Annotated in this window: 10 protein-coding genes; all 10 read right to left on the reverse strand. The window is 69.1% G+C overall.

Going from position 1 to position 13,042, the window contains the following annotated elements:
• Window positions 1–39: 39 nt before the first annotated feature.
• A complete protein-coding gene (locus I5803_RS12875; RefSeq protein ID WP_196986743.1) occupies window positions 40–1,572 on the reverse strand; it encodes a tripartite tricarboxylate transporter permease in 1,533 nt (510 codons plus the stop codon).
• A 5-nt stretch (window positions 1,573–1,577) separates the two neighbouring features.
• Window positions 1,578–2,003, reverse strand: a complete 426-nt coding sequence (locus tag I5803_RS12880; RefSeq protein ID WP_196986744.1) for a tripartite tricarboxylate transporter TctB family protein — start codon at window positions 2,001–2,003, stop codon at window positions 1,578–1,580.
• 154 nt (window positions 2,004–2,157) lie between these two features.
• Complete coding sequence (locus I5803_RS12885) at window positions 2,158–5,496, reverse strand: response regulator (protein WP_196986745.1); 3,339 nt, start codon at window positions 5,494–5,496, stop codon at window positions 2,158–2,160.
• Complete coding sequence (locus I5803_RS12890) at window positions 5,496–6,614, reverse strand: response regulator (RefSeq protein WP_196986746.1); 1,119 nt, start codon at window positions 6,612–6,614, stop codon at window positions 5,496–5,498. Before I5803_RS12890 ends, I5803_RS12885 begins: the two co-directional genes overlap by 1 nt.
• 54 nt (window positions 6,615–6,668) lie before the next feature.
• On the reverse strand, window positions 6,669–7,940 hold the full coding sequence (locus I5803_RS12895) for an amidohydrolase (RefSeq protein WP_196986747.1): 1,272 nt from the start codon (window positions 7,938–7,940) through the stop codon (window positions 6,669–6,671).
• A 641-nt stretch (window positions 7,941–8,581) separates the two neighbouring features.
• The gene (locus I5803_RS12900; protein WP_196986748.1) at window positions 8,582–9,250 is read right to left on the reverse strand and encodes an HAD family hydrolase; all 669 of its coding nucleotides are present in this window, start codon (window positions 9,248–9,250) and stop codon (window positions 8,582–8,584) included.
• Window positions 9,247–10,620, reverse strand: coding sequence for an aldehyde dehydrogenase family protein (locus tag I5803_RS12905; RefSeq protein WP_196986749.1), 1,374 nt, complete (start codon window positions 10,618–10,620; stop codon window positions 9,247–9,249). The genes I5803_RS12900 and I5803_RS12905 overlap by 4 nt, the downstream gene beginning before the upstream one ends.
• On the reverse strand, window positions 10,617–11,408 hold the full coding sequence (locus I5803_RS12910) for a gamma-glutamyl-gamma-aminobutyrate hydrolase family protein (RefSeq protein WP_354001659.1): 792 nt from the start codon (window positions 11,406–11,408) through the stop codon (window positions 10,617–10,619). The genes I5803_RS12905 and I5803_RS12910 overlap by 4 nt, the downstream gene beginning before the upstream one ends.
• Window positions 11,405–12,538 carry an iron-containing alcohol dehydrogenase gene (locus tag I5803_RS22015; protein ID WP_231402407.1) on the reverse strand — a complete coding sequence of 378 codons (1,134 nt, stop codon included), beginning with the start codon at window positions 12,536–12,538 and terminating at the stop codon, window positions 11,405–11,407. The genes I5803_RS12910 and I5803_RS22015 overlap by 4 nt, the downstream gene beginning before the upstream one ends.
• Window positions 12,535–13,038 carry a GNAT family N-acetyltransferase gene (locus I5803_RS12915; RefSeq protein WP_196986751.1) on the reverse strand — a complete coding sequence of 168 codons (504 nt, stop codon included), beginning with the start codon at window positions 13,036–13,038 and terminating at the stop codon, window positions 12,535–12,537. Before I5803_RS12915 ends, I5803_RS22015 begins: the two co-directional genes overlap by 4 nt.
• Window positions 13,039–13,042: the final 4 nt, after the last annotated feature.

Genomic DNA, 13,042 nt, shown 5'->3' on the forward strand with positions numbered 1-13,042 from the left:
CCCTCCGAAGCAGCCCGTTCCCGGGCCCGCAAGGACTGATCAGGAATCGGCGGGGATGATGTCGCCGGGCGGGTGCGCGTCGGGAATCGGCTTGCGCTTGCGCGCCTCCATGTAGAACGCCACCACCTGCCACACGATAAAGATCGCGATCAGCGCCATCAGCGAACCGCTGATCGGCCGCTGCACGAACACGCCGAAGCTGCCGCGCGACAGGAGCATGGCGCGCCGGAAGTTTTCCTCCAGCATGGGGCCCAGGATGAAGCCGAGCATCAGCGGCGCCGGGTCGAGTTCCAGCCGCACGAACATGTAGCCCACGAAGCCGAAGGCGGCGGTGATGAACACGTCGTCCAGGTTGTTGTTGACGCTATACGTGCCGATGCAGCAGAAGAACAGGATGGAGGGGAACAGCACGGCGTACGGAATCTTGAACACCGACAGCCAGTAGCGCACCAGCGGCACGTTGAGCGTGATCAGGAACACGTTGCCGACCCACATGGACGCGACCAGGCCCCAGAAGAGGTCCGGGTGGCCGGCGATCATGTTCGGGCCGGGCTGGATGCCCTTGATGATGAAGGCCGCCATCATCAGCGCCATCACCGCGTTCTCGGGGATGCCGATGCTCATGAGCGGGATGAAGCTGGTGCGCGCCGCGGCTTCGTCGGCGGCGGCCTGGCCGGCCACGCCTTCGATGCAACCGGTGCCGATCTCGTGCTTGTACTTGCTCACCTTCTTGTCGATGGCGTAGGCCGCGAACTGCGCGATCGTCGGGCCGCCGCCGGGCAGGATGCCCAGGAAGGAGCCGACCATGCCGCCTCGCAGCGCGCTCGGGATGATGCGCTTGAATTCCGGCCAGGTCGGCATGAGCTTGATCTTGCCGTTGAAGGGCGTGCGCTCGTTCTTCTCGTCGAGGTTCTTGGTGATTTCGGCGATGCCGAAGCAGCCGAGCGCGATGCTCACCAGGCCGATGCCATCCGCGAGGAAGGGCATGTCCATGGTGAAGCGCTGCATGCCGCTGTTGACGTCGGTGCCGATCTGCCCGAGCAGCACGCCGATCAGGCACATCGCGAGGCCGTTGAGCAGGCTGCCCGTGGTGACGAAGCTCACGCACACGAAGCCCACCAGCATCAGCGCGCAGTAGTCCGCGGGGCCGAAGAGGAAGGCGACCTCGCCCAGGGCGGGCGCGAAGAACGACAGCACCACGATGGCGATCGTGCCGCCGATGAAGCTCGAGACGCCCGCGGTGAAGAGCGCGAGCCCTGTCTGCCCCTTGAGCGTCATCTGGTAGCCGTCTATGCAGGCCACGATGCTGCTCGCGTGGGGGATCTTCATCGTGATCGCGCTCACGCTGTCGCCGTACTGGGCGCCGTAGTAGATGCCGGCCAGCATGATGAGCGCGCCACCCGTGGGGATGGAGTAGGTGAGCGGCAGCAGGATGCTGATCGTCGCGAGCGGGCCGAGGCCCGGCAGCAGGCCCACGAGCGTGCCCACCGTGCACCCGATGGCGCAGTACATCAGGTTCTGCCAGGTCAGCGCGTGCTCGAAACCGAACGCGAGGTTGTGAAGGACGTCCATCATGATCAGTACAGAGGTAGGTTGAAGCCGAGGAGTTTCACGAACGCCAGCGCGATGAGGCACAGCCCGGTCGCGATCGCGATGTTGCGCTTGATCGAATACTTCGCCGTGCCCGCGAAGGAGGCGATGAACACCAGCACGATGATCCCGGCCGTCATGTTCACGAAGTGCGAGACGAGCGCGAAGCCGCACAGGCTGCCGAGGATGATGGAGATATTCTTCGGGTTGAAGCCCATCGGCACGTGCTCGACGAAGCGCGAGCGGATGATGGTCGCGACCGCGATCACCATCAGCAGCGACGCCATCATGAGCGGGAAGAGCCCGGGGCCGGCGCGGCTGAAATCCCCGAGGGGATAGCGCAGCGACGGCAAGCCGAAGAGCAGGGCGATCGCCGCGAGGAACAGGCCCCTGACGAGATTGCGGTCATTCATGGGAAGTCACACAGGTTGAGGACGGGAAGGCGGGCCTCGATCCGCAAGGACCGGAGGGCTGCCGAATTTTCCTGTCCGCAGCCTGACCGGAGCCCGACGCCTGCGATGAGAGAAAGTACGTAGGGCGCGGCGGTTGAGCTGCGCGCCCCGGTCGTCAACCCCAGTGCGCCAGGGTCTCCCGCGTCTCGTTCCACAGCTCGCGCAGCTTGGCGACGCGCAGGGCTGCGTCTTCGGGCAGTGCGTCGCGGGACGCGGACTCGAGCGCATCCGCATGCTGCTGGATGGCCTTCGCGCCGATGTTGCTCGCGCCGCCCTTGAGTGCGTGGGCTGCGCGCGCCAGCGCGGCGGCGTCCGCCGCGGCGATGGCGGCATCCATCGCGTCGAGGCGCGGCGGCGTGTCGGCAAGGAACAGGCCGATCACCTCGCGCGTCATCGTCTGCTCCTCGTCGTCGAACTCCTTGAATTCCTCCAGCCGGCTGAAATCCATCAGCGGGGATTCCGTCGCGGCCGGCGCGGCGGGCGCCATCGGCGAGGATGCGGGTGCCGCGGCACGCGCGCCCTGCGCGACCCAGCGTTCCAGCGCCTGCGCGAGCGCGGCCACGTGCAGCGGCTTCGTGAGGTAGTCGTCCATGCCTGCTTCCCTGCAACGCTCGCGGTCCTCGGCCGATGCGGCCGCCGTGAGCGCGATGATCGGCGGTGCCGCGGCGCCCCACGCGGCCTGGATCTGCCGCGTCGCCTGCAGGCCGTCGACCTCGGGCATGTTGACGTCCATCAGCACCGCGCCGATCGCATGGCCTTGCGCCACCGCGTGGGCCACGGCCTCCACCGCTTCGCGCCCGTCGGTCGCGGTGAGGATGTCGTAGCCGAGCTTCGCGAGCATGGCGCACGCGACCTTGAGATTCACCGCGTTGTCGTCCGCGACGAGCACCGTGACGTGCTTGCGCGCATCCACCACGGCCGGGGCCGGGCGCGCCTGGCCGCCCGCCTGCGGCAGGGCGCAGCGCACCATCGTCTCGAACAGCTGGTTCTGCCGCGCGGGCTTGAGCAGCCGCGCCGCGAAGAGCTGCGCGCTCTCGTCGGCCGCGGGCATGAAGCCGGAACTGAGCAGCACGACGGGCACGCCGCGAAGTGCTTCGACGGACTTGACCGCCCGCGCGAACGCGACGCCGTCCATCTCCGGCATGTGCATGTCCGTGATGACGATGTCGGGCACGAAGTCCCCACGCCGCAGCCGCTCCATCGCCTGCGCGCCCGAGTCCGCGCTCGCCACCTCGATGCCCCACAGTTGCAGTTGCCGCGTGAGCACGCGCACGTTGGTGGCGTGGTCGTCCACCACGAGCACGCGCTTGCCCGAGAGCAGTCCCGCATCCGCAACCGCCAGTCCCGGCGCGGGTTCGGTGACCGGCGCCGCGACGGTGAACCAGAAGGTCGAACCCTTGCCCAGTTCGCTTTCCACGCCGAGCTCGCCGCCCATCAGGTCGACGAGGCGCTTGCAGATGGCGAGGCCCAGGCCGGTGCCACCGTACTTGCGCGTCGTGGAGGCGTCGACCTGCGTGAAGGCCTCGAAGAGCGAGCCCACGCGCTGCGGCGGGATGCCGATGCCGGTGTCCGTCACGCGGAACTCCAGCACGCAATTGCCCCGGCCGTCGTCGGCCGCGCGCCGGCGCACGTGCACTGCGACTTCGCCCGAGGGCGTGAACTTCACCGCGTTGTTGATGAGGTTGATGAGCACCTGCCGCAGCCGCGTCACGTCGCCCTTGATCGCCTGGGGCACCGCATGCTCGCCCTCGTCGGCGACGTCGATGATCAGCTCCAGGCCCTTCTCCCGCGCGCGCGGCGCGGCGATGTCGCAGGCTTCCTCCACGGCGTTGCGCACGCTCACGGGTTCGATCTCCAGCTCGAGCTTGCCCGACTCGATCTTGGAGAAGTCGAGTACGTCGTTGATGACGGCCAGCAGCTGGTCGCTGGAGAGCCGGATGGTCTGCAGGTAATCGCGCTGCTCGGCGTCCAGGTGCGTCTCCGCCAGCAGCGTGCTCATGCCGACCACGCCGTTCAGCGGTGTGCGGATCTCGTGGCTCATGGTCGCGAGGAAGGCGGCTTTCGCGCGCGCGGCCGCGAGCGCTTCTTCGCGCGACGCCGCGAGCTGTTCCGTGCGCCGCTCCACGCGCGCCTCCAGCGTTTCGTTGGCTTCCTGCAGCGCCTGCGCATCGGCCTTCACCTGCTCGCGATACGCGGCCAGCTGCTCCGCGCTGTCGTGCAGCACGCGCGAGAGCGCATGCACTTCCGCGATGCGGGTGCGGTCGTCGATCACGGGCACTTCGCCGCGCCCGAGCTGCCCCGCGGCCGTGCTCAGGCCGCGCAGCCGGCCGCCGATGCCGCGCGCGACGCCGAAGGCCGCCGCCGCCGTCAGCACCACCAGCGCGCCCATCAGCATCAGGGACAGGCGCCAGGCGCGCCGGATCTCGCCCGTGAAGTCGCTGTCCGGCGCGGCCACCACCAGGGTCCAGTGCAGGCCCAGCGATTCCCCGAAGGGTTGCGTGACCATGATGAGCGAATCGCCCTCCATCGGGAGCCGCTGCAGGCCCGCGCCGCCGCCCACCGAGTCGGCGCTGCGCCGGGCCCAGTCCGCCTGCAGCGCCTGGAAGCCGCGGCGGATGACGGCGTTGGCGCTGTCGGTGGGCCCGCGCCGCACCAGCTTGCCGCCCGATTCGCGGAAGAGCGCGTCGCCGGCCGAGCCCGCCACCAGCAGGCCGGCTTCGTCGACCACGAAGGCGGCGCCGTGCGCGCTGATGGTCTGCGTCTGCAGCAGGTCCGCGAGCTGCTGGAGGTAGAGGTCCACGCCGAAGACGCCGGCGACGCCGCCTTCGTTGTCGTAGACCGGCTGCGAGAGCGTGACGAACAGCTGCGGCTTGCCCGGCACGCCCTGCACGCGCGAGAACACACGGCCCTTGGCCTGGACCGCCCCGAAATACCAGGGGGTGGTGCGCGGTTCGTAGTTGGCGATCTCGCTCGGTTGCGGACGGCTGCGGTCGCCGGGGCGGGCGGCCAGGTAGGCACGCCGCCCGGTGCCGCCGGCATCGCGGATGCGGACCTCGGCCATGGAGCGGCGGCTCTCCACGCCGAAGTACTCGCCGCGCTGGTTGCCGAAGTACATCGCGGGCACGTGGGTGGACTGGCGCGTGAGCGCGAAGGCCATGGCTTCGAAGGCCGTGGGATCGGCCAGCAGCTGCTGCGCCCGTGTGCGCTCCGTCGCGTCCAGGCTTTCCGGGAAGAGCCCGTTCAGCGCGTCGTGCGCCTGGCGCATGTGCGTCTCGGTCCCGGCCTGCACCCGCGACGCCACGTTGAAGAGGATCTTGCCCGCGAGATCCTCGGCGGCCTGCGTGCTGCCGCGCGCCATGACCCAGGCGACCAGCAGCGCGGGCACCAGCGCCAGCAGCAGGAGCGCCACGCTGAGGATCTGCCTCAGCGAGAACATCCGCTTGCCGGGCGGCATCAGAGCACGAGCCCGACGAGTTCGACGGCGTCCATGGGAACCGATCGCCCCGGGACCTCCACGAGCGCGCGCGCGCCCGTGCGCACGGCGCCCGTGATGGAGCGAAGCGCCGCCACGCTGGCGACGATGTGCCAGCCGAGCGAGCGTGCCTGCTTTTGCAGCTGCATCGTGGCGCTGACCGCGTCGCCCACCGGGAGCGTCTGCGCCGGGCCGCCATGCAGCGGGTCCTGCAGCACCGCGAGCGCGACCGGTCCCGTGTGCAGGGCGACGTTCACTTCGAAGGGCGGCAGTTGCCGGCCCGGGTACTTCGCCGACAGGTACTCGCGGATGCCGCGCGTGGAGTCCACGAGGCCCAGCGCCGCCTTCGCCGCGCGCAGGCCGTGGTTCACGGTTCGCGTGTCGGTGCCGGAGGCGAAGATCGCGAGCAGGCCTTCGCCGACGAAGCGCATGTGGCGCGCGCCGAACAGGTTGACCGTGTCGTTCGCGCTGCCGTAGAACTTCTTGACAAGGTCGGCGAGCTCCTGCGAATCGAGCCGCTCCGCCACGGTGGCGTAGTTGGGAATGTCCACGAAGAGCACCGTCGCGCTCGCGAGCTTCTCGTCGCCCGCGCTGCCATCGCCTTCCGGCCAGCGCTCGCTCAGCTCGGCCGCGAGGCGCTGCTCGTACAGCTTGGCGAGCTGGTGCTTCTGCTCCACCAGCGCCTCCTGCACCGCGGCGTCCACCGCCATCGCCTGCAGGTTGGCCTGCACGGAGCGCTTGTTCAACTGGGCCGCGGCCGCCTCGCGCAGCTCGTTCGGGCGGAAGGGCTTGGTGATGTAGTCGTCGGCGCCGGTCGTCATGCCGATGCGCATGTGCGCGCGCTCCTGCAGCGAGGTGAGCAGGATGACGGGGATGGTCGCGTTGGCCGGGTCCGCGCGAAGCGCCGCGAGCATCTGGAAGCCGTTCATGCCCGGCATCTGGACGTCGCTGATGATGAGGTCGGGGCGGCGCGGGGCCACGAGCGCAAGGCCTTGCGCGCCATCTTCCGCGGTAAGCACCTCGTGCCCGTCCTTCTTCAGGACCGAAGCGATGAGCATGCGGGTGCCGGCATCGTCTTCCATGACGACGATCAGGGCCATTGGACGATCCTCTTGGTGACGCGCAATCTTACATGCGGCGCGCCGCGCCGCGGCTCACGCGCCGGCCTGCGCTTCCAGGTAATCGCAGGTGAGGTGCGCCAGGGCGCGCACGCCGATGAGGAGGCCCTGCTCATCCGCGAAGAAGCGCGGCGAATGGTTGGAATAGGTCTTGGACGGGTCGATCCCCCGCGGCGTGACGCCGACGAAGAAAAAGAGCCCCGGGATCACCTGCTGGAAGAACGAGAAGTCCTCCGCGCCGGTCACCTTGTTCACCAGCTCGAGCTTGCCGGGGCCCGCGACGCGCTGCAGCGTCGGCACCATCGCGGCGGTGAGCGCGGGGTCGTTCACGGTGACGGGGTAGTTCTTGTTGATGCAGACGGTGCAGCCGGCGCGCGAGCCGCGCGAGACCGATTCGGCCAGCGTCGTCACGCGCTCGTGGATCTCGTCGCGCATGTCTTCCGCGAAGGTGCGGATGGTGCCGCGCATCTCGACCTCGTTGGGGATGATGTTGTCGCGGTTGCCGCCGCGGATCATGCCCACCGTCACCACCGCCGGCTCGCGCGTGATGTCCGTGCCGCGGCTCACCACGGTCTGCAGGCCCAGCACCACCTGCGCGGCGGTCACGATGGGGTCCACGCCGAGCCACGGCGCGGCGCCGTGCGTCTGCTTGCCGTGCACCTTGATGCTGAAGCGGTCCGAGCTCGCCATCGTCGGGCCGGGGCGATAGCCCACCATGCCGACGTTGAGGCGCGAGGTCACGTGCAGCCCGAAGATGGCCCTGGGCACGGGCTTTTCCAGCGCGCCCTCCTGGATCATCAGCTTCGCGCCGCCTTCTTCGCCCTCGGGCGGCATTTCCTCCGCGGGCTGGAAGATGAACTTCACGGTGCCGCGCAACTGCGCGCGCAGGCCGGCCAGCACCTGCGCGACGCCCATGAGGATGGCGACGTGGCAGTCGTGGCCGCAGGCATGCATCACGCCGACCTGCTCGCCGTTCCATTCCGCGCGCGCCTTCGAGGCGAAGGGCACGTCGACTTCCTCGGTCACCGGCAGCCCGTCCATGTCGGCGCGAAGCGCCACCACCGGACCGGGCAGCGCGCCCTTCAGCAGGCCCACGACGCCGGTAAAGGCGACGCCCGTGCGCACTTCGTCGAGGCCCAGCTGCTTCAGGTGGTCGGCGATGACGCCGGCGGTGCGGAACTCGCGGTTGCCGAGCTCGGGGTTCTGGTGCAGGTCGCGCCGCCACGCGATCACCTGCGCTTCGAGCGCCCCGGCGGCGGTGTCGATGGCCTCGGCCAGTGAACTGGGGATCACGTCGCGTGCAGACATCTTCGCAACTCCGGTGTGTGGCTTGAATTCGTCATTACAGCACCTCCGTGCGTTTGCTGGAACTCCACCAGAGTCATCCGGACTTGGTCGATCCGGGAGCAGACCGGGCGACGACCGGGTGCTCGCGAAGGAAGGCGCACCGTCCGCGGCCCTACTTCGAGGCCGCTGCGCGGCTTCCCTCCCCGCTCCGCCGCCCGGGACCCGATTTCGAACCTGCGTCAGCCGCACAAGGCGGCCGCGCGGTCCGAAATCGAATCCCTTTTCGCGGCTCGCACTCGGCTCTTCACAAGGGCCGCGGCCGGTGCGCCTTCCTTCGAGTCCACCAGCCGGGCATGCCTTTGCTACAGCGCGCACGCCGACATCGGGCCTTTGCGAGGAAGTTGCAGTGACAGACCGAACACGCGAATGATGGGCTCGCGGAGGAAGGCGCACCGGCCATGGCCCTTGTGAAGAGCCGAAGGCGAGCCGCGAAAAGGGGTCTGATTTTCAACCGCGCGGCCGCCTTGTGCGGCTGACGCAGGTTGAAAATCAGGCCCCGGGCGGCGGAGCCCAGAGGGAAGCCGCGCAGCGGCCTCGAGGTAGGGCCATGGACGGTGCGCCTTCCTCCGCGAGGGTGCGATCTTCGCAAGCGGATGACGTCGCTACCGGTGCAGGTGCAGCACCGGCCAGTGCCTCTCGATCGCGATCCCGGCAAGGCGCGCATCCGGGTCCACCGCGACGGGCTGATTCACGGCCTCCAGAAGCGGCAGGTCGTTGATCGAGTCGCTGTAGGCCGTGCTGTCGAAATCGGCGAGTTTCTGGCCGCGTTCCGCGAGCCATGCGTGCAGCCGCTGCACCTTGCCCGCGCGCATGTTGAGTGTGCCGGTGGTGCGGCCGGTGAAGCGGCCCGACGCGACCGCGTTCTCCGTGGCGAGCAGGTGCCCGATGCCGAAATGCGCCGCGGTGAGTTCGGTGAGGTAGCGGCTGGTGGCGGTGGTCATCAGCATCAGGTCGCCGGCGCTGCGGTGCTGGTCGACCAGTTCCATCGCCGCGGGCGGGATGCGCGGGACGACCTGCTCTTGCAGGAACTCGCGCCGCAGGCCGTCCCATTCAGCCGGCGAGCGGCCTTCCAGCGTGCCCGCGTAGAAGTCCGCGAATTCCTGCGCGCCCACCGTCCCAGCCTTGTACCGCGCCTCCATGTCGGCGTTGCGCGCGCCGAAGCTCCCGCGATCGAGCAGCCCGCGCGCGATCAGGAAATCGCACCACAGCACGTCGCTGTCGCCCGACAGCAGCGTGTGGTCGAGGTCGAACAGTGCGAGCCGGGGCTTCACGGCTTGCGCAGGTGCCAGGCGCGCGGACGCGTGAAGGCCTCAATGCCGTAGGTGGAGAGCGTGAGGCCGATGCCGGAGTCGCCGAAGCCGCTCCAGGGCAGCCGCGGGCTCACGCGGTCGCAGCAGTTCCAGTAGAGGCTGCCCGCGTTCACGTGCGAGAGGATCCGGTGCGCACGTGCGCCGTCGGGCGTGTACACCCCCGCGGTGAGTCCGTAGCGCGTGTCGTTCATGAGCTTCACGGCCTCCTGGTCCCCCGACACCTTCTGGATGCCGATGACGGGGCCGAAGCTCTCCTCCTTCATCAGCTCCATGTCGTGGTTGACCTGGCTGAACACGGTGGCCGCGTAGCCGTTGCCCGGCCCCGGCAGGCGGTGGCCGCCGGTGTGGAGCACCGCGCCCTTGGCCTTCGCGTCGGCGACCTGCGCGTCGAGCACGTCGAGCTGCGGCGCGCGCGTGATCGCGCCGATGTAGGTGTCCTCGTTCATCGGGTCGCCGGCCTTGAAGCCCTTCACCGTCTCGACGAACGCGGCGACGAACGCATCGTGGATTTTCTCGTGCACGTAGATGCGCTCGACCGAGCAGCAGCTCTGCCCGGTGTTGTACATCGCCCCGTCGGCGAGCGACTCGGCCGCGGCCCTCGGGTCGGCGTCGTCGCACACATAGGTCGGGTCCTTGCCCCCGAGCTCGAGCTGCAGCTTCATGAAGCGCGAGCCCACCGCCTTCGCGATGCGTGCGCCGGTGGCGTAGGAGCCGGTGAAAAAGAGCCCGTCGATCTTCTGCTCGAGCAAGGCCGCGCCGACCTCCCCGCCGCCCACGAGCGTGGCGAAGATTTCGGCGGGCACGCCGGCTTCGCGCAGCAGGCGCTCGATCTCCAGCCCGGTGAGCGTCGCGTATTCGGACGGCTTGTACAGCACCGCATTGCCCGTGAGCAGCGCGGGAACGATCACGTTGCAGCCGACGAACCACGGGTAGTTCCACGCGGAGATGTTGCCGATGACGCCCAGCGGCACATGCTCGATGCGCTCCTGCATGCCGCCTTCGTCGAACACGGTTTCGCTGGCGGTCACCGGCTCGACCATGCCGACGAAGAAGTCCAGGCGCCCGAGCAGGCCGTTCAACTCGTTGCGCGACATCTTGATCGGCTTGCCGGTCTCGCGCGTCATCGTGGTGGCGAGCGCCTCGAGGTCGCGGACGACGCCCTCGCGGAAGCGCTCGATGCAGGCCTTGCGTTCGGCGATCGGGCGCGCGGCCCAGGCGGGTTGGGCGGCGCGCGCGCGCCGCGCCTTGGCCGCAACGGACGCGGCATCGTCGGCCGGGACTTCGCTGATGCGCTCGCCCGTGGCAGGGTTGGTGATGGTGAGGGTGTTCATGGGGTGGGGTCCTGCCGCACGGCCGCGGCCGCGGAGAGAAAATCCTGGAGCAGCGCGGCGTCGTCGATGGTGTCGGAGTCCGCGCGATGGAATTCGGGGTGCCACTGCACCGCCGCGAGGTAGGGCCGGGCGGCGTCGGTGCGGCGGATGGCTTCGATGATGCCGTCTTCGTGGCTCACCGCCTCCACCGCGAAGCCCGCGGCGAGATCCTTGATCGCCTGGTGGTGGATGCTGTTGACCTTCACGCGCCGGCCCTCGGGATAGAGCGCTGCCAGGCGCGATCCCGGCGCGATCTCCACGCCATGGAAATTGTTGTCGTAGACGGTGGCGTCGCGGTGGCGCAGCGCGTGGGGCAGCTGCGTCTCGATGTCCTGGTAGAGCGTGCCGCCATACGCGACATTGATCAGCTGCAGGCCGCGGCACACGCCGAAGACCGGCTTGCCCTGGCGCTCGAATGCGGCGACGAGGTCGATCTCATACTCATCGCGGATCTTGTCGCCGGCCCATTTCTCCTGCAGCGGCTGCTCGCCATAGCTGAGGGGCGAGACGTCCGCGCCGCCATGCAGCACCAGCCCGTCCAGCCACTGCGCGTAGTGGTCCAGCGTGACGTCGCCGCGCTGCGTCGCGCCGGTGGGGCTGGGGATCATCACCGCCAGCGCGCCCGTGGACATCACCCAGTGCGCGATCGACTGCTCCACGTACTGCAGGGTCTTGCCCGTGAACAGCGCGCGCGTCGGGTCGGCATGCATGAAGCACGCCGAGATCCCGATCTTCAGCCGATGGGTCACATGGCACCTTCGAACAGCCGCGTGAAATCCTCCGCCGTGACGGGCCGCGGATTCGTCTGGTGGCACATGTCCGCCGTCGCGATTTCCACGAGGCGCGGCAGGTGCTCGCGCTTCACCCCATGCGCCGACAGCTTGCCGGAGATGCCGATCCGCGCCTTGAGCGCGCGCAGCCAGGGCACGAAGTTCTCGCCGCCGCCCTGCACCTTGCACACGTGCGCGAGCTCGTCGAACTTCTCCTTCGCCGATTCGTAGTTCCATTCCATCACGGTGTCGATCATCAGCGCGTTGGCGAGGCCATGGTGCAGGTCGCACACGGCGCCGAGCGCGTGCGCGCAGGAGTGCACGGCGCCGAGGTCCTTCTGGAAAGCGATTGCGCCCATCATGGACGCCATCATCATGTCGCTGCGGGCCTGCAGGTTGGACGGCTGGTTCACCGCCGTCTCGAGTGCCGCGGCGGCGATGCGCGTGCCTTCCAGCGCGATGCCGTCGCACAGCGGGTGGTAGGCGGGCGAGAGGTAGCTCTCGATGTTGTGCGTGAGCGCGTCCATGCCCGTGGCGGCCGTGACGTGCGGCGGCAGCGCGAGCGTGAGCTCCGGGTCGGCGAACACCACTTTCGCGAGGATCTTCGGGCTGAACACGACGCGCTTCAGGTGCGTGTCGTTCTCGCTGACGACCGACGAGCGGCCGACTTCCGAGCCCGTGCCGGACGTCGTGGGCAGCGCGACGAAATACGGCAGCGGCTTGTCGATGGGGCGCACCTTCGGGTGGTCCCACACGTATTCGAGGATGTCGCCTTCGTGCGTCGCGGCCACGCCCACGACCTTGGCGACGTCCAGCGCCGCGCCGCCGCCGAAGCCGATGACGCAGTCGGCGCGATGCGCCTTGTACGCCGCCGCCCCGTCCATCACCTGGCTGCATGTGGGGTTGCCGAAGACGCCGCCGAAGACGGCGACATCGAGCCCGTCCAGGTGCGACTTGAACTCGGCAAGCACGGGCAGCTGCGCGAGCGCCTTGTCGGTGACGATGAGCGGGCGCTTCAGCCCCTGCGACTTGAGATGCGCCGCCACTTCCTTGCGCGCGCCGGCGCCGAAGCGGATGGAGGTGGGAAAGGAAAAGCCGGAAATGGTCATGATGCAGTGAGGTCCAGGTACATGTGATTCTTGTCGAACGGCCGGCCGTCGACCTTGATCGCGCGCGGTTCGATGCCGAAGGAGCGAAAGCCCGCGGCTTCATAGAGTCGGGTGGCGGCGGCGTTGCCCTCGGTGACGGTGAGCACCAGCAATTCGAGGCCGGCGTCGCGCGCGTGCGCGAGCAGCGCGTCCACGAGCCCGCGGCCCACGCCGGCGCCCGCGTTTTCCGGCGCGACGTACATGCCGACGACCGTGGCCTTGTGGCGCGCCTTCTCGCGCGTCTCGCGCTCGAGGCCCACCATGCCGCACAGCTGCGCGCCCTCGCAGGCCCCCCAGAACATCGTGTTGTCGGCGGCGAGGCGCGCGCGCGACTTCTCGACGGGCTGCTTGTCCTCTTCACCGAAGCTGGAGGTGAAAGCCTGCGGGGACTCCTTGAGCGCGCGCAGGCGCAGCGCGCGGTACGCCTGCGCGTCGTCGGGGCCGAGGCGGCGGATCTGCATCGGG

Source organism: Caenimonas aquaedulcis, from assembly GCF_015831345.1.
Taxonomy (GTDB): Bacteria; Pseudomonadota; Gammaproteobacteria; order Burkholderiales; family Burkholderiaceae_C; genus Ramlibacter; species Ramlibacter aquaedulcis.